The sequence below is a fragment of the Xanthomonas campestris pv. phormiicola genome, from assembly GCA_025666215.1.
Classification (GTDB): domain Bacteria; phylum Pseudomonadota; class Gammaproteobacteria; order Xanthomonadales; family Xanthomonadaceae; genus Xanthomonas_A; species Xanthomonas_A campestris_A.
Genome location: CP102593.1, coordinates 5085935 through 5105694, shown reverse-complemented (window position 1 = coordinate 5105694; position 19760 = coordinate 5085935). Strand labels below are relative to the sequence as shown.

The 19760-nt window shown below is 66.9% G+C and carries 17 protein-coding genes; 11 read left to right on the top strand and 6 right to left on the bottom strand.

Annotation, left to right across the window (positions count from 1 at the left end; translation table 11 throughout):
• Positions 1-227: 227 nt before the first annotated feature.
• From NRY95_21640 to NRY95_21630, 3 genes are all read left to right on the top strand, one after another.
• Positions 228-1274, top strand: a complete 1047-nt coding sequence (locus NRY95_21640) for a GGDEF domain-containing protein (GenBank protein ID UYC16245.1) — start codon at positions 228-230, stop codon at positions 1272-1274.
• 25 nt (positions 1275-1299) lie between these two features.
• Positions 1300-3906, top strand: coding sequence for a putative peptide modification system cyclase (locus NRY95_21635; GenBank protein ID UYC16244.1), 2607 nt, complete (start codon positions 1300-1302; stop codon positions 3904-3906).
• A gap of 380 nt (positions 3907-4286) precedes the next feature.
• A complete protein-coding gene (locus NRY95_21630) occupies positions 4287-5450 on the top strand; it encodes a putative peptide maturation dehydrogenase (GenBank protein UYC16243.1) in 1164 nt (387 codons plus the stop codon).
• Positions 5451-5495: 45 nt separating this feature from the next.
• Here NRY95_21630 and NRY95_21625 read toward each other — a convergent pair whose 3' ends face one another.
• From NRY95_21625 to NRY95_21615, 3 genes are all read right to left on the bottom strand, one after another.
• Entirely contained in the window at positions 5496-6311 is an 816-nt protein-coding gene (locus NRY95_21625; GenBank protein ID UYC16242.1) for a YggN family protein, read from the bottom strand.
• A gap of 121 nt (positions 6312-6432) precedes the next feature.
• A complete protein-coding gene (locus NRY95_21620; protein UYC16241.1) occupies positions 6433-6939 on the bottom strand; it encodes a cupin domain-containing protein in 507 nt (168 codons plus the stop codon).
• 195 nt (positions 6940-7134) lie between these two features.
• Positions 7135-8757, bottom strand: a complete 1623-nt coding sequence (locus tag NRY95_21615; protein ID UYC16240.1) for a SulP family inorganic anion transporter — start codon at positions 8755-8757, stop codon at positions 7135-7137.
• Between the two features lie 447 nt (positions 8758-9204).
• Here NRY95_21615 and NRY95_21610 point away from each other — a divergent pair, with 447 nt between their 5' ends.
• The 3 genes from NRY95_21610 to NRY95_21600 all read left to right on the top strand — a co-directional run bounded on the left by NRY95_21610 (position 9205) and on the right by NRY95_21600 (position 12009).
• Entirely contained in the window at positions 9205-9624 is a 420-nt protein-coding gene (locus tag NRY95_21610; GenBank protein UYC16239.1) for a hypothetical protein, read from the top strand.
• A gap of 403 nt (positions 9625-10027) precedes the next feature.
• Positions 10028-11119: a DUF3182 family protein gene (locus NRY95_21605; protein ID UYC16238.1), complete on the top strand. Its 1092-nt coding sequence runs from the start codon at positions 10028-10030 to the stop codon at positions 11117-11119.
• 2 nt (positions 11120-11121) lie between these two features.
• Positions 11122-12009, top strand: coding sequence for an alpha/beta fold hydrolase (locus tag NRY95_21600; GenBank protein UYC16237.1), 888 nt, complete (start codon positions 11122-11124; stop codon positions 12007-12009).
• Positions 12010-12051: 42 nt separating this feature from the next.
• Here the strand turns inward: NRY95_21600 and dkgB are convergent, their stop codons facing one another.
• Positions 12052-12855 carry a 2,5-didehydrogluconate reductase DkgB gene (gene dkgB / locus NRY95_21595; GenBank protein UYC16236.1) on the bottom strand — a complete coding sequence of 268 codons (804 nt, stop codon included), beginning with the start codon at positions 12853-12855 and terminating at the stop codon, positions 12052-12054.
• Between the two features lie 302 nt (positions 12856-13157).
• On the opposite strand from dkgB, the gene NRY95_21590 reads away from it, so the two are divergent.
• From NRY95_21590 to pcaD, 4 genes are all read left to right on the top strand, one after another.
• Positions 13158-14060, top strand: a complete 903-nt coding sequence (locus tag NRY95_21590) for a LysR substrate-binding domain-containing protein (protein UYC16235.1) — start codon at positions 13158-13160, stop codon at positions 14058-14060.
• Between the two features lie 23 nt (positions 14061-14083).
• Positions 14084-14791, top strand: coding sequence for a MarR family transcriptional regulator (locus NRY95_21585; GenBank protein ID UYC16234.1), 708 nt, complete (start codon positions 14084-14086; stop codon positions 14789-14791).
• Between the two features lie 173 nt (positions 14792-14964).
• Positions 14965-15453: a nuclear transport factor 2 family protein gene (locus NRY95_21580; GenBank protein ID UYC16233.1), complete on the top strand. Its 489-nt coding sequence runs from the start codon at positions 14965-14967 to the stop codon at positions 15451-15453.
• A gap of 324 nt (positions 15454-15777) precedes the next feature.
• Complete coding sequence (gene pcaD, locus NRY95_21575; protein ID UYC16232.1) at positions 15778-16557, top strand: 3-oxoadipate enol-lactonase; 780 nt, start codon at positions 15778-15780, stop codon at positions 16555-16557.
• Between the two features lie 73 nt (positions 16558-16630).
• On the opposite strand, the gene NRY95_21570 is transcribed toward pcaD, so the two are convergent.
• Together NRY95_21570 and NRY95_21565 are read right to left on the bottom strand one after the other, a co-directional pair.
• The gene (locus NRY95_21570) at positions 16631-17677 is read right to left on the bottom strand and encodes an NADP-dependent oxidoreductase (GenBank protein ID UYC16231.1); all 1047 of its coding nucleotides are present in this window, start codon (positions 17675-17677) and stop codon (positions 16631-16633) included.
• Positions 17674-18633 (bottom strand): aldo/keto reductase, encoded by a 960-nt coding sequence (locus NRY95_21565; protein ID UYC16230.1) that lies wholly within the window; start codon positions 18631-18633, stop codon positions 17674-17676. Before NRY95_21565 ends, NRY95_21570 begins: the two co-directional genes overlap by 4 nt.
• A 175-nt stretch (positions 18634-18808) precedes the next feature.
• Between NRY95_21565 and NRY95_21560 the strand changes: the two genes are divergently transcribed.
• Positions 18809-19666: a methyltransferase gene (locus NRY95_21560; GenBank protein ID UYC16229.1), complete on the top strand. Its 858-nt coding sequence runs from the start codon at positions 18809-18811 to the stop codon at positions 19664-19666.
• The last annotated feature ends 94 nt before the right edge of the window (positions 19667-19760 follow it).

The following is a 19760-nucleotide window of genomic DNA, read 5'->3' as shown; positions in this document are numbered from 1 at the left end:
GCCGGCGCCGGCAAGGGTGGCGAGGCGGCAGCTGTGGCTTGCGTCAGTATGGCTTGCGCCAGGCACGGGCGCGGCGACGGCGCTGCACGGGACCGGGACGGTGCGATCCAGGCATTTTCGCCATCTCCGTCCACGCGAGATTGGATGTGACTTTGCCGTGAGCGTTTCATTCAGGTGTTATGCTGTTCGCAAGGTGAGGGGCGACGTCAAGAGCAGTAGGGGGCTGGATGAGCTGCGACAGCACCGCGTCCAATGTACGCGAGACAATTCCGACGGTTGCTGTGGTCGCCCCCAAGCCCAATGAGCTGACGGTGCTGACCGCCGCGGAATTGCGCCTGTTCTCCGAGTTCGGCCGTTCGCGCACGGTGCGTGCCGGCGACGTGCTGTTCCGGCGCGGCGACGGCGGCAGCGCCATGTTCGTGATCAACAGCGGCGTGATCGATCTGGATTTCGGCGAGGACTTGGTCGTCAAGCATCTCGGCCACGGCGAATTCTTCGGCGAACTCGGCTTGTTGATCGGCAGCCACATGCGCAGCGCCGATGCGATCGCCGCCAGCGACGGCGTGCTGGTCGAACTGGACCACGACGACTTCCAGCGCCTGGTGGAACGCGACCCGGGCCTGGTCGCCTACTTCCTGCGCCGTACCATCATGCGCGTGGTGATGAACGAGCAGACCCTGATCCGCCAGCTGCGCCGCCGCAACCACGACCTGGAAGCGGCGCTGGACAATCTCTACACCACCACCCACCAGCTGAGCCAGACCGAAGAACTGGTGCGCACCGACGAACTGACCGGCCTGCACAACCGCCGCGGCCTGATCCTGCGCCTGCAGGAATGCCGCCGCGATGGCCGTTCGCCGGGGCCGGGCCTGCTGCTGATCGATTGCGACCGCTTCAAGCACATCAACGACGAGCACGGCCACCTGGTCGGCGACCGCGTGCTGCAGAACGTCGCCAACATCCTGCGTTCCGTCGCCGGCCGCGACGACATCGCCTGCCGCCTGGGCGGCGACGAGTTCTGCCTGCTGGTGTCCACCGGCAACGTGGGAGACCTGCGCCGCATCGGCGAGTTCGTGATCGCCACCGTGCAGAACCTGCTCGGCGTGCCGCATCCGCTGCCGCACATTTGCCCGGTCAGTATCGGCATCAGCCGGGTCGACCCGCAGTCCGACTGGAACGACTGGTACGCCAACGCCGACGCCGCGCTGTACGAGGCCAAGCGCCTCGGCGGCAACCGGTTGTACTGGCACGATCTCGCCTCCGCATCCACCTGAGCGCACGCGCGCCCTCGAGCTGCCCATGAACGACGCCCCCCCGCCGCAGCCCGAGGTCCCGCAGCTCCGCACCCTGCTGCTGACCGACCTGTGCGATTCGATGGCGTTGGTGGAGCGGCTCGGCGACGCCAACGCCGCCGAACTGTTCAAGCTGCACGACTCGCTGGTGCTGGAACTGCAGCAGCGCTGGCGCGGGCGCCTGATCGACCGTTCCGACGGCCTGCTGCTGCTGTTCGAACGGCCGATCGACGGCCTCGGCTTCGCCCTGGACTATGCCCGCGGCCTGCGCGAGCTGGGCACGCAGCGCAAGGTGGAATTGAAGGTGCGTGCCGGCCTGCACGTGGGCGAAGTGCTGACCTGGCGCAACAGCGACGCCGCAGTGCAGGTCGGCGCCAAGCCGCTGGAAGTGGAGGGCCTGGCCAAGCCGACCGCGGCGCGGCTGATGACCCTGGCCCGGCCCGGGCAGATCCTGCTGTCGGCGGTGGCCGAGTCGCTGACCCACCGCGCCGCGCGCGAACTGGGTGAGCGCGGCGAGCGCCTGCTGTGGAAATCGCACGGCCGCTGGCGTTTCAAGGGCGTGCCGACCGCGCAGGAGATCTACGAAGTCGGCGAGATCGGCAACACCCCGCTGCGCGCACCGAAGCCGACGCCGAAGGCATGGCGGGATATTCCGCTGTGGCGGCGGCCGGCGGCGTTGCTGGCAGAGATCGGCCTGATCGCCGCGATCGCGGTCGGTGCCTGGTTCGTCACCCGCCCGCAACCGGCCATCGCTTTCGCCGAGCGCGACTGGGTGGTGGTGGGGGATCTGCGGAATCTGACCGGCGAAACGGTTCTCGACGACTCACTGGAGCAGGCATTTCGGATCAGCCTAGAGCAATCGCGTTATGTAAATTTGCTGTCGGACATGAAGACACGCGACACGCTAGTACGCATGCGGCGCAATCCCGAGACGCTACTGGATAGAGCGGTGGCATCGGAGATTGCAATCCGTGACGGAGCGCGGGCAGTGATCCTTCCCACTGTTTCGGAGGTCGGCGGCCGTGTCCGCATTAGTGCAGAGGTAATCGATCCCCACACGCAGACAACCGTCTACTCCGAATCCGTGGATGGCAGTGGTATCCACTCGGCGCTTACGTCTATCGATAAAGTGACTGCTGGTTTGCGTGGAAAACTCGGTGAGGCATTTGCCTCGATCGAGAAAAATTCAGCTCCTTTGCCGCAAGTCACGACCAAAGACCTCGATGCGTTGCGCTCATATGCCTTGGGGCAAAAAGCCTACGATCGTAGCGAGTACGGTAAGGCGCAGGAGTTCTATGCGCATGCTGTGGAGCTTGATCCTAGTTTCGCTCTTGCTTATATAGGGCAGCTACGGGCGCACAACGCGGTAAGCGACCTCAAGGGCGGAGAACAATATCTGCGCAAGGCCTTGCAGCTGCGCTCAAATCTCGCCCCGCGTGACCAGATGTACCTGGATGCCTGGGCGGCGGAGATGGATGCCCCCCAGCAAGCGCTCGAGAAGTGGCAGCAGATGGCCGCAATGTATCCAAGTTTCTTTCAGGCCTCTGCCAACGCTGGTTACGCTCTGTACGCTCGAAACCGCTTCAAGCAGGGATTGGAGTCTGCAGCGGTTTCCGTGTCGCCGAAGTATGAGTTCTCTGGTCTGTCGTGGGATTTGATGGGGCGTATGTATCTTGCGCTGGATCGCTATGCTGACGCCAGAGCGGCGCTGCTGAAGGCGGGTGCGAAGCAAGGAACATCCGCAAGTATTCGGCTGGGGAATACCAGCGCTGCACAGCGTAATTTTAAAGAGGCAACTTCGTTGCTGGATGGCATGGACGATCGTAAGAGCGTGCCATTCGATAAGGTCACGCTGCTGCTCGACCAAGGGCAGTGGGAAGATGCAGAATCCGCAGCCGAAAATATTGTCCGTTCAGTAAAGCCCGATTCGCTGCGAGGCCGAGCTGCGCTGTATCCGCTTGCGGTGGCCAAATGGATGTCAGGCGATGATCGTGCCGCACTGCGTGTTCTGAATGATCTGTCAGTGCGCGCGATCGACGCTGCTGTGGTTTCGGATGTGAAGGCAGACGCCGTAGACGATACCTATGCGGCGATTTCCGCAGGCATCATGGCTCAGCGTTTGGGTGATCGGCGGATCGCTCAAAGAATTATTAGCAAACTGGAACAAAGGGCAGACCTAAAGAATAATGTTCTCGTTGTGCCCTTGTATGCAATTTTGGAGGCAGGTGAGGAGATATTGGGGGGAGATCCCGGTCAAGCCATTCGAATCTTAGAGGCACGCAAAGATGGCAGTGAGCCGTTTAGACTCCACGAAGTGTTGGCTCGGGCCTATGCGCTGGAAGGCGATAGCGTCAAGGCGCTGAACGAAGCACGGTGGCTAACGAATCATCGGGGTTTCGCCTACAGCGAACTCGGTTGTGGCTGGTGCCAACAAGCACTCAATGTGGTTGACACCACTCTTGGGCACTTGTTGGCAGCAGAGCTGCTTGCCTCATCGGGGCAGCAAAAGCTTGCTGAAGAGCAGTTGCATGCTTTCGACGCGAGTTGGAAGCCTTCCGAGCTTCCTCATGGTTTGCGTGGGCGGCGGGGCGCGTTGCTCTCGATGTTCAAGTGAATGGGGTTTTGTGACATACCAGATGTCATCAGTTCAAGGAGAGCTTCCCTTGACTTGATGATGTGCCTCTTGGGAGCGATGCGGTGCACCTTGCAGCACTCCGATAGCCGGTCGAGTTCTTCGGCATCCTGTCGATAGCCCGCTGTCACAAGTGCGGCTCGGGGATCCTTCTTGAAGAGCTTGCGAAAGTCGTTGTCTGTTGCCAGTAGGTCCAAAAGCCTACTCGCGACCTTCAGATCTAGAAGCGCCGCATTTCCATCACCTGTCTTCTTTGTCGCCATGTCATCCCCCTGTTAACGGCCCGGACCAGGCCTGGCTCCCAATTTAGCGGTCTCCGTTGTTTCAAACAATCGTTTGTATGCTTTGACTAGGAAAGGGCCATGCGTATCCGTCGTTGTAAGGTGGTGTACTTAGAGCCTCGCGAGGACACCCTTTTCGATCTTCAGGATCTTTTGTCCGGCGGTGACGGCTTGCGCCGTACGCTGTCATGGGTAGCGTTAGCGCCCCACCTTCGTGTTGAGGTGAGCGTAGATGCCGAGGAGAGGGAGCTGTTAGGGCAGTTGAGTCCTGACAAATGGATTGACGCGAAAGAGCTTCCTGACATTGCGCGCCAGCCGTTAAAGCGGCTTTTGAAGAAGGGATTGGCGGTTGCTGCTGGTCGTCGCCATGCTGAAAATCGTGAGCGCGACAACGCTTTGCGGTCGGTGCATTGGCACCCACTGGCTGCCACATTCCATGCCTTCACCCAATGGAGCGGCGCGGACGCAGTGCAAGCCATGAGGGACACAGGCACGGAAACAGCGCAGGAATTGCGTACGGTACTGGGAGCTCCGCCCGTGGAAGCTGACGCGCGAGTAAGCGCTTCATCGCGTTTGCCTCTGCCTCGTGCAGAGGACGCAGACTTCGACGCGCTTCTGGCCCGACGGACAACTTGCCGCAACTTTGATGCGGAGCTACCACTGCCTTATAGGTTGTTTGGGCAGCTGATGCAGCGTGTCTTCTCGGCTCAGGGGCAGGTTCAGGTCACGGAGGACACGATCTTCTTGAAAAAGACCAGCCCATCCGGTGGAGGCCTGCATCCGGTCGAGGCATATCTGATAGTCCAGAACGTGGAGGGCGTATCGCCTGGGCTCTATCATTATCACTGTATTGAGCATGCTCTTGAGCCGCTGGGTCCATCGCCGGAGCCTCTCTCTACTTTCGCGCTGAACGCGGTCGCTCAGCAGGAGTGGTTCGCCAACGCACATGTCATGGTACTGCTCGTTCCTCGCTACGACCGTAGCTTTTGGAAGTATCGCCGCCACGCGAAGGGCTATCGTGCCATCGTTCTGGAAGCTGGCCATCTTTCACAGACCTTGTATCTCTCTGCAACGGAGGCAGGGCTGGGTGCGTACGTCACTGCGGCGATCAACGAGTCAACGCTGGAGAAGGCATTTGGCCTTGAGCCGGCCAGTCAAGGCGTGCTGGCGATCTGTGGGTTCGGTTGGCGGGCCAACGAGATGGCGACTATGGAGCTGGATCCGTGCTGCAAGGTCTGGGGATGACGGATTAGTGCTTCTTGCCTCTTTGACAGACGCGATTAGAAGGGCTTAGGGCGTCCTAGTGCGTGATGTTTGCAATTCCGCAAAGGCGGTATTGCTGGGGCTTGTCGGCTTTTGGCTATGCTCCAGCAACTCCAGCAACTCCAGCCGCTTGCCGCCGGGCAGCCGATAGTCCAACTGCTGCTCCAACGCATCCAGCGCGGCGACCTGCTCGCAGAGCGCATCGGCCCTGGCTTCCAGCGCCTTGCCACGCGCGTCCATGCGCCGCTCCAGGTCCTTCTCCATCGCGTCGGTGCGTTTCTCGATGGCGTCGGCGCGCCCGGTGAACACCGCGAACATCACCCCGCGGGTCAGCGCGCCGGCCATTTCCTCGGCGGCGGCGCTGACGTCGGCTTCGAACGCCTTGTCGAACGGCTCCTTCTGCCATTGGCCTTTGCCGAGGGTGCGGTCAAGGTGGGCGAGGGCGGCGTCGCGGTGCCGCTCGATCTTGCGCGCCTTGCTGCTGCTGCCGGTGATGGCCTCGACCACGCCACCGAAGGCGTCGAAGGTGATGCCGACCACTTCGCGGGCGATGCCGGCCACTTCGGGCATCAGTGCCTGCGCGCCCTGTTCCATCTGCCGCACGCGCTGCGCATCGGCATTGCTGAGCGGCTGCCCGACGCCGTCCACCTGCAGGCGGCCGTCATGCAGGAACACGGTCTTCGGCGTGCCCGCGCTGCGTGTCAGGGCGACGCCGGTCTGGTCGACGATGACGTCGTAGGGCGTGGAAAAACCGCATTGCTGCGAGGAAAACTTCGGGCCGGCGCTGGCGCTGGCGGCTGCACCTAGCAGCGAGAGGGTGCATATGGAAAGCAGCAGGCGCATGGCGGCGGTTCCTTTGACGATGACCGCAGCATCGGTGCTGAGCCGCGTCGTGTCGTCTGCGGGAAGTCAGGGTGCGGGAAGTCATGCCCGCACCGCAGCGGGTCGGCAAGCCCGCTCGGATCTAGCCCGGACCCTCGGGCATCTTCCAGTGCTGGAGGAGGGGGCCTTGCGGGCCGGCGATCGGATCGCTGTGCGGGAATGGCAACTGGGCGATGCGCTGGATCGTTTCGGCGCTGGGCGCCTGCCGGCAGAGGTCCCAGTCCTGCCCGGCGGGATAGGCGCCGACCACCAGGAAGTCGGCGCTGGATGCGACGCAGCAATGGCCGGTGCCGGCCGGCAGCAGCAAGGCATCGCCGGCCGCCAGCGTGGCTTCGGGCCCGCCTGGGCCGCCGATGACCAGGCGCGCGCTGCCGCGAGCGACGCCCAGGACCTCGTGCGCGGTGGAATGGTAGTGGTGGTAGTCGTAGACGCCATCGCGCCATTGTGGCGGCCAGCGATGGGCCGCGAAGCGGCGTTCAAACTCTGCGGCATCGCCATCGCCGCCGGCTTGGCGGTAAAGCAGGACCGGCAGGAATGGATGATTGGGCACCCAGTCGTGCGGTGGCAGTAGCCAGTGTTCCAGGTGCATCGCAGATCCTCGCGGGCGGGGCGGGCAGCCGGGGCGGCTGCGCCGGAGCATGCTAGCCAAGCGGTGTGGTCGCGGCGTCATTGCGCGCCGCGCCGGTGGCGGCCGCCCGCCGCGCTGCGTAGCGGATCGGCCCCCTGCGGGAATGGCGTCACCTGGTGGCGCACGTAAATGGCAGCGCCGGCGCTGCGGCTTCGCTCAATGCAGCGGTGCCGGCCCTGCGTCGGCGCGATGGTGCGTGCCCAGGTCCTCGACCATGGCGGCGCTGGCGGCGTTCAGTCCCAGCACCTGCACCTGCGCGCCATGGCGGCGGAACTTCAGCACCACCTTGTCCAGCGCGCCGATGGCGCTGACGTCCCACAGGTGCGCTTGCGTCAGGTCGAGCGTGACCCGCGCCGGTGCGTGCGCATAGTCGAATGCCAAGGCGAAACTGCCTGCCGAGGCGAAGAACAACTGGCCGCTGATCCGGTAGGTGTGGCTGCCGTCGGCCTCCTCGGTCTTGGCAATGGCCAGCATGCGCCCGACCTTGCGCGCGAAGAACAGCGCCGACAGCAGCACGCCGGTCAGCACGCCGCGCGCCAGGTCGTGGGTGGCCACGGTCACCACCACGGTGGCGAGCATCACCAGACTGGAGCTCTTCGGATGCGTGCGCAGCTGCGCCAGCGAGCGCCAGCTGAAGGTGCCGATCGAGACCATGATCATCACCGCCACCAATGCCGCCATCGGGATCTGCCGCACCCACGCGCCGGCGAACACCACCAGCATCAGCAGCGCGCAGCCGGCGACCAGCGCCGACAGGCGGCCACGGCCGCCGGACTGCACGTTGATCACCGACTGCCCGATCATCGCGCAACCGGCCATGCCGCCGATCAGTCCGCTGGCGATGTTGGCGGCGCCCTGGCCGATGCATTCGCGGTTCTTGCCGCTGGGCGTGTCGGTCATGTCGTCGACGATCTGCGCGGTCATCATCGATTCGAGCAGGCCGACCACCGCCAGCGTCGCCGACACCGGGAACACGATCTTCAGCGTCTCCAGCGTCCATGGCACGTCCGGCAGCAGGAATGTCGGCAGGCTGTCGGGCAACTGGCCCTTGTCGCCGACGGTGGGCACGGCGATGCCGAAGTACAGCGCCATGCCGGTCAGCAGCACGATCGCCACCAGCGGCGGCGGCAGCGCCAGCGTGCGCGTCCAGCGATGGCCAAGCAGCAGGGCCGCGGCACCGACCGCCGCCACCGCATACAGCGCACGCGCATCGAGGCTGCCGGCGGTCAGCGCGGCGCCGAGCACCAGCAGCCACAGGCCCAGCCCGGCGAAACTGCGCTGCGACAGCCACGGCAGGCCGTAGATCACCAGCAGGCCCAGCGCCACCAGTGGGTAGACCAGCGCCGGCACCCCGATCAGTTCCGGCAGCTGCGCCATGAAGATCAGGATCGCCAAGGCGTTGACGAAACCGGTGATCACCGAGCGCGACACGAAGCGCATCAGCGCGCCGAGCTTGAGCAGGCCGGCGCCGATCTGCAGCACGCCGGTCAGCAACGTCGCCGCGAGCAGATACTGCAGGCCGTGGTCCTTGACCAGGCCGACCATCAGCAGCGCCATCGCGCCGGTGGCGGCGGAGATCATGCCCGGCCGGCCGCCGACGAAGGCGATCACCACGCAGATGCAGAACGAAGCGTACAGCCCGACCTTGGGGTCGACCCCGGCGATGACGGAGAAGGCGATGGCTTCGGGGATCAGCGCCAGCGCCACGACCAGACCGGCGAGCACGTCGCTACGGAGGTTGCCGAACCATTGCTGGCGCAGCGGGGGATAGAGATTCACGAGAACACGCTCCTGGCGCCGCGCCCGTTGCAGGGCGGCGCTCCATGACAGGGAAAGCCACAAAAACCCGGACGTCCCGTAGCGGGACGGTGCGAAGGCGCGGGTGTCAGGGTGGCGTCATGGAGGGCGTGGGACTGGGAGCGGAAACGCGCGCGCGGCGCTCGATGCCTGCCAGTATAGAACAGCCGATCCACGCCGACTTTGCGCTGCTTGGCAGAGGCGCGCGCTGCACGGCGCGGCCATCGCCACGGCATCGTGCGAACGGGCTGCGTTGTGTCGCGATCGTATGCGGAAGCGAGGGCGGTTGCGTGCGGCACAGGTTGCACGAGGACGGGTCGAGCCATGGCCCGCACCGTTCCACTGCCGGAACAGGGTCCGGCTCACAACCTGCTCACCATTTGCGCGCAGAATGCAGCGATCAGATTGCGCGACGTGGAGCGCAGGCGAATGAACGATTTACGCATCGACCGTGTCGACGCTGCCTTGTCCGCGCTGGACCAGGCCGATCCGCAGCGCAAGGCGGCGCTGTGGCAGTGGGCGTATCTGGAGATGCTGCACGAAACCCTGAGTGCGCTGCATCAGTTGTCGCATCGGGTCGGCGTGGCCGAGCTGGTCGCCGACGCCTGGCTGGCGCCGGTGGACGTGATCGCATTGGAACAGCCGTTCCTGGACCGTGCCACGCTGGCCGACCCGCGCGTGCAGGCCTTCGCCCTGGCGCTGGCCGAGGCGTCCTCGCGCCAGTCGCGCGCCGAACTGTGGCGCAGCGGCTACGCCAGCGCGATCCAGGCCACGCTGCAGGGCATGCAGGCGCTGGCCGGCAAGCACCGGATCGATGCGCGGGTCGCTGCGCCGTTGTCGTCCGCCTGAGCACCTCGACGCATTGGCGTGGCGCGGACAGCGTTGCCCGCTGCGCGTCAGGAGCGGGGACTCGCAATGCAGAGCAGCCGTAGCTGCATCTTCGACATCCCGATGTCTTGCTAACGCGCTCGGCACGCAGCGTTCACCATGACGCAACGCCGTCCCCGACAGCCTGGGGCCATGGCCGATCCCCACCGTCATTCGTCTTCGCGGGCGACAGCGAAGCCTGATGCTCCGCTCGCGGACGACGATGCCCCAGGCACCTCGGAAGCGCGCGCCTGGGGGCGGCAATTGCGCGCCGCGGTACCGCGCTGGCTGCTCCCTGCGGTGTTGTCGCTCGGCGTGGGATTGGGCCTGCTGCTGTGGTACGCCCGTGCTTGACCTCCTGTCCTTCTCGAGTGGAGTGCCGCGCATGCCGCCGTCTGCCGCACACGACCACGTCCGCCGCTGCAGTGTCCGCAGGCATCCGCCCGGTGGGCACGAAGTCGCCACGCATGCCTGGATCGCGGCTGAAGTGGCGCGGCTGATGCGCCTGCCAGTGCAGGACGCCGCCATCGACGGCAGCGGTTTCTACGTACCCGACGACACCCTGACCGCCACGCAGGCGCTGCAACTGGGCGTGCGCGATGCCGCCGGCCTGCTCGGCGGAGTGGTGCCGCATGCGTTCGTCGCCACCAAGGCGATCAGCCATGCGGTGGTCGGTCCCGACGCGGCCGCGCCGACGGGCTGGCAGCATGCGCTCGGCGCCACCCTGGCCGAGGCGACGGTGCCTGGCTACACCGCGTTCGCGGCCGCCGACGCGCGCGTGGCGTATGCGCGCCTGTGCATCGGCGGACAGGTGCGATTGAAGCTGCCCAACGGCATCGGCGGGCATGGCCAGCTGCTGCTGCACGACGCGCAGGCCTTGGATACCGCGCTGGAGGCGGTGACCGCGGCGGATCTGGCGCAGCAGGGCGTGGTGCTGGAACGGCAACTGGACCGCTCCACCACCTTCAGCGTCGGCGAGGTGGCCTGCGCCGGCATGACCATCGCCTACTACGGCACGCAATCGGCCACCGACGACGCTGCCGGCCGCGAAACCTACGGCGGCTCGCAACTGTTCGTGATCCGCGGCACGCTGGACGCGCTGCTGGAACGCGCATTGCCGCCGCCGCAGCGCGAGGCGGTGCTGAAGGCGCGCCATTACGATCGCTGCATCGCCCAGGCCTATCCCGGTTTCTACGCATCGCGCCGCAACTACGACGTGATCGACGGCATCGCCCAGGACGGCACGCGCATGAGCGGCGTACTCGAGCAGTCCTGGCGCGTCGGCGGCGCCACGCCGGCGGAATTGGCCGCGGTCGATGCCTTCCAGCGCGATCCGGCATTGCACGCGGTGGTCGCGGCCACCGTCGAACGCTACGGCGCGCCGGCGCTGCCCGCGGGCGCCGAGGTCTATTACATGGGCGAGGATCCGCGCGTGGGCCGCCTGACCAAATACCGTTATGTGAGCGTTGCGGACTGACGATGGAAACCAAGCTCTCCAGCATCGAGATCGCCGTGGACGGCGACGCCTTGAGCGGCACCCTGCTGACGCCCACCAATGGCATGCCAGGCGTGCTGTTCGTGCATGGCTGGGGCGGCAACCAGCATCACAACCTGGTGCGCGCGCGCGAAGCGGTCGGCCTGGGCTGCGTGTGCCTGACCTTCGACCTGCGCGGCCACGAAGGCCTGGCGTCGATGCGCGAGACGGTGACGCGTGCGCAGAATCTGGACGACATCAAGGCGGCGTACGACCGGCTGGTGGATTCGCCGCAAGTGGATCCCGAATCGATCGCGGTGGTCGGCCTGAGCTATGGCGGCTACCTGGCCTCGCTGCTGACCCTGGAGCGGCCGGTGGAATGGCTGGCGCTGCGTTCGCCGGCGCTGTACAAGGACGCGCACTGGGATGGTCCGAAGGTGGCGCTGAACCGGGATCCGGACCTGATGCCGTATCGGCACCGCGCCGTCGCGCCGGACGACAATGTCGCGCTGGCGGCGTGCCAGCGCTTTCGCGGCGACGTGTTGCTGGTCGAGGCCGAGCAGGACACGATCGTGCCGGGGCAGGTGCTGAAGAACTACGCTGCCGCGTTCTCCAATACGCGTTCGCTGACCTCGCGGGTGATCAAGGGCGCCGACCATGCGCTGACCCGCAAGGAACACCAGCTCGAATACACCCGCTACCTGATCGACTGGCTCACCGAGATGGTGGTCGGGCGCCGCGTGGCGCTGGCCAAGAACGTGGTCGAACGGCGCAAGCAGCAACTCAAGAGCACCCAGGGCGACGCGGCGACATCGCCCGGGCAGGGCTCGAAGGAGTTCCAGGGCCGCATCGAGGCCAAGGAACGCACGTCCGACACGCCGCCGTCGCGCTGAGCGGCCGTCACGTGGCACACCGGCTGCCGGTAGCTCCCGGTGTCAGTCCCAGTCCGGCGCGATGCCGGCCGGGTTCGCCAGCCGCTCGCCGCGGTCCAGCGTGGCGATCTGGGCCATGTCCTCGTCATCCAGGCGCAGCGACTGCGCGAGCAGGTTGCTGGCCAGGTTCTCGCGCCTGGTCGAGGACGGAATCACCGCATAGCCCTGCTGCAGCGCCCAGGCCAACGCCACCTGCGCCGGCGTGGCGTCGTGGCGCGCGGCGATCGCGGCGATCACCGGATCCTGCAGCACCTTGCCGTAGGCCAGGGTCATGTACGAGGTGACATGGATGCCCTGTTCGCGCAGGAAGCCGATCAGCTTGCGGTTCTGCAGGTAGGGATGCACTTCGATCTGCTGGGTGGCGATCGCCTCGGCGCCGAGGATCGCGATCGCCTGCCTGGTCAGGGCGATGGTGAAGTTGGACAGGCCGATCTGCCGGGTGAGGCCTTGCTGCTTGGCGTCGGCCAATGCGTGCAGAGACTCGGCCATCGACACCGCATCGCGCGGCGAGGGCCAATGCACCAGGGTCAGGTCCACGTGGTCGCTGCGCAGCTTGTCCAGGCTCTGCCGCAGGCTCGGCAGCAGCGTGTCGGCGGCCAGGTTGTCGGTCCACACCTTGGTGGTGACGAACAGGTCTGCGCGCGGCACGCCGGAGGCGGCGATGGCCTGGCCGACCTCGGCTTCGTTGCCGTAGATCTGCGCGGTGTCGATGGCGCGGTAGCCGAGTTCGAGCGCGTTGCGGACCGAGTCGACGACGACCTGGTCCTTGAGCCGGAACGTACCCAGGCCGAAAGCGGGAATGCTCATGCGGTGACTCCTTGCGAGGAAGATGGGAAAGAACGCTGGATTTCAGTCTGCGCGCGGCGCGGTCACGCCGGCGTCGCCGCGGCGCGCACCGCGCCGTGCTTGCCGATCGGAGCGGTGCGGCCGAGGAGGACGCTCACCGGCATGCGGGGCCAAAAGACGGGAGCGGGAGCATGACGGCATCCGGGAGAAGGAAGCAGGAGCGCAGTCTGGACCTGTCCCCGGCCCGGAAAAACCCGTCGCCAGACCAATCACTTTTGCGTTCTGGTCAATAATCGACTCCCGATTCCGCCATCCGCCCTGCCATGAAGACGACGCTGGACGAACTGCAGGCCTTCATCGCCGTGGTCGATACGCACTCGATCAGCGCGGCCGCCGACGCGCTCGGACAGACCGCGTCCGGGGTCAGCCGCGCGCTGGCGCGGCTGGAGGAGAAGCTGCAGACCACGCTGTTGCGGCGGACCACCCGGCGCCTGGCGCTGACCGAGGAAGGCCAGGCCTTCCTGCAGCGCGCGCGCGAGATCGTGGCCGCGGTGGAGCAGGCCGAAGAGCAGATGGTCGCGCGCCGCCAGCACCCGGCCGGGCGCCTGCGCGTGGACGCGGCCACGCCGTTCATGCTGCATGCGATCGTGCCGCACGTGGCCGGCTACCGCGCACGCTATCCGGATGTGGAGCTGGAGCTGACCAGCAACGACGGCATCATCGACCTGCTCGAACGCCGCACCGACCTGGCGATCCGCATCGGCGCGCTGCGCGATTCCAGCCTGCATGCGCGCGCGCTCGGCAGCAGCAGGCTGCGCGTGCTGGCCAGTCCCGACTATCTGGCCAGACGCGGCGTGCCGCGCCGCGTGGACGCGCTGGCCCGCCACGATCTGCTCGGGTTCACCCAGCCGGAGTCGCTCAACGAATGGCCGCTGCGCGGCAGCGATGGCGCTGCGCTGCACATCCGCCCGGCGATCGCCTGTTCCAGCGGCGAGACCCTGCGCCAGCTGGCATTGGCCGGCGACGGCATCGTCTGCCTGTCGGACTTCATGACCATCGCCGACCGCCGCGACGGCCGCCTGGTCCAGGTCCTGCCGAAGTGCACGCTGGACGTGCGCCAACCGATCCACGGCGTGTACTACCGCAATACCGCGGTCTCGGCGCGCATCGCCTCGTTCCTCGATCACCTGGCGCAGGCCCTGGGGCCTGCGCCGTTCGCGGCGTAGTGGCGTAGCCGCTGCCCGGGCAGATGTGGCGCGCGCGCAAGCTGACCGCGTGCGGCGCACGGCCGCGGCAATCCGGTCGTGGGCGCACCATCGACCCGCGCCTGGAAAAGCAGTTGTATGAAGCAGCGAAATTCCCGGAGCCGGCCATGTCAGCGGTGGATCCCATGGTCGTCGAGCAGATCCGCGCCGCCGCGCGGCAGCTGGTGCGCGAACTCGGTTTCCTGCACGACACCCTCGCCGCGACCGACTGTCCGCCGTCGGTGGTGCATGCGCTGCTGGAGATCGGCGCGCGCGAAGCGGTCGGCGCGTCGCAACTGGCCGACTGCCTGCAACTGGAAAAATCCAGTGTCAGCCGCATGCTGCGCAAGCTGATCGCGGCAGGCGAATTGCGCGCGCGCGCCAGCGCCGAAGACGGCCGCGTCAAACAACTGCGGCTTTCCGCCCGTGGCCGGCGCACGGTGCAAGGTATCCACGCCTTCGCGCGCGGGTGGGTGCAAGCCGCGCTCGCGCCGCTGCCGGCGTCGCCGCATGCGGACATCGGCCGCGGGCTGGCCCGCTATGCGGCCGCGTTGCAGGCCCAGCGCAATGGCGATGCGCATCGCCGGCAGCTACCGGCCCGGTGCGATCGGGCGCAGCGCCGAAATGCACGTCGTCTTCTAAGCGCGGCATGCGCTGCAAAGGACGTTTCCAATTCTGGTGTTTTGGTTACTGTGGCGGCACTCGCAGTGTAGAAAAAATCAATGGAAATTCGCTGGATTTCCCGGTCGCGTACGGCGCGTTGAAGCGATGGCGCGCGATTCGGGCTGCTAGGCTCTTGCCGCGTCCTCCAATAGCGAAACACTTACCTTTCGGTAACTGGATGGCGCCTGAGATCGAGTCCCTTCCCCCGACCGGAGTCACCGAAATGAAAATCCGCCTGCATGTGTATCTTCTCGCCTTGTTGCTCGCGCTTCCCGCCGCTTCCGCATTCGCGCAAACCGCGGTCACCGCCAATCCCAACCATCAGCAACTGCTGCAGGGGTCGGATTGGCGCACCGAGGCGAACAAGCGTCTGGTCTACGACTTCTGGCGCATCGTGTTCGAAGCCGGACACACCGAATACGCGCCGATGTACATGGCCAAGGACTATATCCAGCACAATCCGACCGTCGCCAACGGCCGCGACGCGTTCCTGCAGTTCCTGACCGCGTTCGTCAAGCCGCAGCCGATCAAGCCGCGCGTGCAGCTGCCGCTGGTGGCGATCCTTGCCGAGGGCGACTACGTGACCCTGGTGTCGGTACGCACGCTGCCCGATCCCAAGGACGCGAGCAAGACCTATACGACCACCTGGTTCGACATGTTCCGTATCCAGAACGGCAAGATCCAGGAGCATTGGGACCCGGCGACCAAGTGACATAGGCCCGGGTCCAGGACGTCGCGGCGATGTGTCGCTGCGGCACGCACCGATGTGCGTTGTCGCAGCGACGCGGCACGTGTGGCCGCGATGCCGTCATCGGACGGATTTCTTGTTGTCCGGCGCCGACACCGGGTGGCCAATTGCATGTCGGCGTGGGCCGTATGCGCGTTCGGTCGCGCATGCGCTTCACGGGCCGTTTGCCGGCTTGCAGCGGCCAAGATCCGGCGGTGCGCGTTTGCGCCATGCTGGCAAGGCGCCAGAGGGCTAGACTGCGGTAGCGGCCATCGGTCGCGCGCCCTTCTCCCAGCCGATATCGCCGCCATGCCCTTCCTCGAACTTCCGACGCATCGCCTGCACTACCGCATCGACGGCAGCGAAGGCCGGCCCTGGCTGACCTTCTGCAATTCGCTCGGCAGCGACCTGCATATGTGGGACGCGCAGATCGACGCGCTGGCGCCGTACTACCGGGTGCTGCGCTACGACCGCCGCGGCCATGGCGCCTCGGGCGCCGCGGCGGGACCGTATCGGATCGAGGACCTGGCCGGCGACGTGCTGGCGCTGCTCGATGCGCTGTCGGTGGAGCGCACCCATTTCTGCGGGCTGTCGATCGGTGGGCTGACCGGGCAGTGGCTGGGCATCCACGCCGGCGCGCGCCTGCACACGCTCACCGTATGCGCGACCGCGGCCAGGATCGGCAGCGAGGACACCTGGCAGGCGCGCATCGCGCAGGTCCAGGCCGATGGGCTGGCGCCGCTGCTGGCCGGCACCCGCGAACGCTGGTTCACCCCGGCCTTCGTCGAGATGCAGCCGGCAACGGTCGAGGCGATCCTGGCGAGCTTCCTGAGTACCGATGCGCAGGCCTATGCGGCGTGCTGCCAGGCGTTGGCCAGCACCGATTTCCGTGGCGTCCTGGGCGAGATCGCCACGCCGCTGCTGGCGCTGGCCGGGCACGACGATCCTGTCTGCCCGCCGGCCGATCTGCAGACGATCGCCGCGCAGGCGGCGCGTGGCAGCTTCGCCCAGGTGCATGGCCGGCACCTGTGCAATGTGGAATCGCCGCACGCCTTCAACGACGCGCTGCTGCGCTTCCTGCTGCAATAGGCACGGTCAGGGCTGCGGAGACAAGCGCCGCGCGATCCCGACCGCGCAGCACTGGCTGTCCCATCCCTAATCCCTAATCCCGGCTTTCATCCAGCTGCACAACCAGCTTGCCGAAGTTGCCGCCGCCGAGCATGTCGATGAAGGCCTGCGGCGCGTTCTCCAGCCCGTGCACGACATGTTCGCGGTAGCGCACGCGGCCGTCGGCCAGCCACGCGCCCATCTCGCGCAGGAACTCGGGATAGAGCTTGACGAAATCGCCGACGATGAAGCCGCGCAGGGTCAGCCGCTGGCGCAGCACCTGGCCCATCAGCGCCGGCAGGCGATCCGGCCCGGGCGGCGGTTCGCCCTTGCTGTTGTAGGTGGCGATGGTGCCGCATACCGGCACCCGCGCGAAATCGTTGAGCAGCGGCAGCACCGCGTCGAACACGTGCCCGCCGACGTTCTCGAAATAGACGTCGATGCCGTCCTTCGCCGCGGCGCGCAGTTGCCCGGCGAAATCCGCGGCGCGATGGTCCAGCGCCACGTCCACGCCCAGTTCCTCGCGCAGGTAGCGGCATTTCTCGGCGCCGCCGGCGATGGCGATCACCTTCGCGCCGCGCAACCGGGCGATCTGCGCCACGCTGGCGCCGACCGGCCCGGTGGCGGCGGCGACCGCCACGGTTTCGCCGCTCTGCGGCTTGCCGATCTCGTGCAGGCCGGCGTAGGCGGTGAAACCGGGCATGCCGTAGACGCCGAGCGCGGTGCTCGGCGGCAGCGGCGAGTGTGGATCGAGCTTGCGTCGCAGGCCGGCACCATCGGCCACCAGGTGGGTCTGCCAGCCGCCGCTCTGCACCAGCACCAGATCGCCGGGCTTGAGGTCGCGATGGTGCGATTCCAGCACCTCGGCGACGGTGCTGCCGACCATCACCTCGCCCAGTTGCACGGGCGGTGCGTACGAGGGCGCATCGCTCATGCGTCCGCGCATGTACGGATCCAGCGACAACCAGCGGTTGCGCAGCAGCACCTGGCCGGGACCGGGCACGGCCAGCGGCGCCTGTTCGATGCGGAAATTCTCCGCGGTCGGCGCGCCTTGCGGACGCGAGGCGAGGACCACGCGGGTGGTATGGGAAGCGGTGCTCATACGGTTTCCTTGCTGGCTGTATCCAGTTGCGCGATATCGTCGGCCGACAGCGCCAGGCGCGCGGCGGCCAGCAGTTGCTGCAACTGCTCGAGGCTGGTGGCGCTGGCGATCGGCGCAGCGATGCCGGGGCGCGCGATCAGCCACGCCAGGGCCACCTGGGTCGGCGTGGCCGAATGCTTGCCGGCGATGTCGTCGAGCGCGGCGAGGATGCGCAGGCCGCGCGCGTCGAGGTAGCGCGCGATCACGCTGTCGCCGCGCGCCTGGCTCTTCGCCGCATCGGCGGGACTGCGGTACTTGCCGCTGAGGAACCCGCGCGCCAGCGCGTAGTAGCAGAGCGTGCCCAGTCCCTGTTCGCGCACCAGCGGTTCCAGGCCGGCCTCGTAGCCGGCGCGGTCGTACAGGTTGTATTCGGGCTGCAGCGTCTCGTAGCGCGGCAACCCGTACTGCGCCGACACCTTCAGCGCTTCGGCCAGGCGTTCGGCGCTGTAGTTGGAGGCGCCGATCGCGCGCACCTTGCCTTGCTCGATCAGCCGCCCGAACGCGGCCAGCGAGGCTTCCAGCGGCACCGACTCGTCGTCCTCGTGGGCCTGGTACAGATCGATCACGTCGGTCTGCAGGCGCTGCAGCGATTCGTCCACCGCCGCGGCGATGTTGTCGGCGGCCAGGCCCGGGCGTTCGGCCCACTTGCCGACCTTGGTCGCCAGCAGCACCTTGTCGCGCTTGCCGCTGCGCTTGAGCCACTGGCCGATGATGGTTTCCGACTCGCCGCCGCGGTTGCCGGGCACCCAGGCCGCATACGCATCGGCGGTGTCGATCAGGTTGAAGCCCGCGTCGACGAAGGCGTCGAGCAGGGCGAAGGAGGTCTTGGCGTCGGCACTCCAGCCGAACACATTGCCGCCGAAGGCGAGCGGCGCCGCGTGCAGGCCGGAACGGCCGAGTTCGCGCGTGTGCAGCATGGGGAACGCTCCGCTGTGGGGAAGGGCGACAGGATAGTCGTCCGAGGTTTCGGTATCGGGGCGATGGTCGCGAAAACAGCGTTCCGTTTGCGTGATTCGCGCTAACGCGAAGACAACATTCGGGCGTGCGCGCACGCGTGCTAGGCTCGCGTCACACCGACAACGGACGTACGCCATGAGCCTTCGCACCACGCTTGCCTGCGCCTGTACCCTTGCCATCGCCGCGACGCTGGCGATCCCGAACGCGCAGGCGATCAAGCCTGCCGACAGCGCCAGCCTGCCCGCGCCGGATGCGGCCTTGCAGAAGGCCATCGACGGCAGCTGGCGCGACCGCGTCTACGCCGAGCGCGACGCCTATCGCCACCCCGGACAGACCCTGGCGTTCTTCGGCATCAAGCCGACCCAGACGGTGATCGAGATCACCCCGGGCGGCGGCTGGTATTCGGAAATCCTGGCTCCGTACCTGCGCGAGCGCGGCCAGTACATCGCCGCGGTGGTCGATCCGATGGCGGTGCCGGAAGGGCGCGGCCGCGAGTATCAGCAGAAGGCGCGCGCGACGCTGGAGCAGAAGTTCGCCGCCGCGCCGGCGCAGTACGACCGCGCCAGGCTGGTGGCGTATGCGCCGACCGCGCCGGTATTCGGCCCGGCCGGTTCGGCCGACCTGGTGCTGACCTTCCGCAACGTGCACAACTGGCGCGTGTCCGGCCAGGCCGAGGGCATGTTCAAGGGCTTCTATGCGGTGCTCAAGCCCGGCGGTGTGCTCGGCGTGGTCGAGCACCGCGCCAAGGCCGACGTGCCGGCCGACGACAAGAGCGGCTACGTCGGCCAGGCGCAGGTGATCGCGATGGCCGAGGCGGCCGGCTTCAAACTGGCCGGCACCAGCGAGGTCAACGCCAATCCGCGCGACAGCAAGGACTATCCTGGCGGCGTGTGGACGCTGCCGCCGAGCAACAGCCACGATGCCGCCGATGATGCCAAGTACCAGGCCATCGGCGAGAGCGACCGGATGACGCTGAAGTTCGTCAAGCGCTGAGAACGGCCGGCGCGGGCAGCGGGAAAGGGAAACCGGCGTGGGAGAATTACCCGCGCCGCGCGCGCCGTCGATGCGTGGCCAATCCCGAATCCCT

Coding starts and splice junctions, on each gene's coding strand:
- NRY95_21640 (UYC16245.1), top strand. CDS start 228: ATGAGCTGCGACAGCACCGCGTCCAATGTACGCGAGACAATTCCGACG.
- NRY95_21635 (UYC16244.1), top strand. CDS start 1,300: ATGAACGACGCCCCCCCGCCGCAGCCCGAGGTCCCGCAGCTCCGCACC.
- NRY95_21630 (UYC16243.1), top strand. CDS start 4,287: ATGCGTATCCGTCGTTGTAAGGTGGTGTACTTAGAGCCTCGCGAGGAC.
- NRY95_21625 (UYC16242.1), bottom strand. CDS start 6,311: ATGCGCCTGCTGCTTTCCATATGCACCCTCTCGCTGCTAGGTGCAGCC.
- NRY95_21620 (UYC16241.1), bottom strand. CDS start 6,939: ATGCACCTGGAACACTGGCTACTGCCACCGCACGACTGGGTGCCCAAT.
- NRY95_21610 (UYC16239.1), top strand. CDS start 9,205: ATGAACGATTTACGCATCGACCGTGTCGACGCTGCCTTGTCCGCGCTG.
- NRY95_21605 (UYC16238.1), top strand. CDS start 10,028: ATGCCGCCGTCTGCCGCACACGACCACGTCCGCCGCTGCAGTGTCCGC.
- NRY95_21600 (UYC16237.1), top strand. CDS start 11,122: ATGGAAACCAAGCTCTCCAGCATCGAGATCGCCGTGGACGGCGACGCC.
- dkgB (UYC16236.1), bottom strand. CDS start 12,855: ATGAGCATTCCCGCTTTCGGCCTGGGTACGTTCCGGCTCAAGGACCAG.
- NRY95_21590 (UYC16235.1), top strand. CDS start 13,158: ATGAAGACGACGCTGGACGAACTGCAGGCCTTCATCGCCGTGGTCGAT.
- NRY95_21585 (UYC16234.1), top strand. CDS start 14,084: ATGTGGCGCGCGCGCAAGCTGACCGCGTGCGGCGCACGGCCGCGGCAA.
- NRY95_21580 (UYC16233.1), top strand. CDS start 14,965: ATGAAAATCCGCCTGCATGTGTATCTTCTCGCCTTGTTGCTCGCGCTT.
- pcaD (UYC16232.1), top strand. CDS start 15,778: ATGCCCTTCCTCGAACTTCCGACGCATCGCCTGCACTACCGCATCGAC.
- NRY95_21570 (UYC16231.1), bottom strand. CDS start 17,677: ATGAGCACCGCTTCCCATACCACCCGCGTGGTCCTCGCCTCGCGTCCG.
- NRY95_21565 (UYC16230.1), bottom strand. CDS start 18,633: ATGCTGCACACGCGCGAACTCGGCCGTTCCGGCCTGCACGCGGCGCCG.
- NRY95_21560 (UYC16229.1), top strand. CDS start 18,809: ATGAGCCTTCGCACCACGCTTGCCTGCGCCTGTACCCTTGCCATCGCC.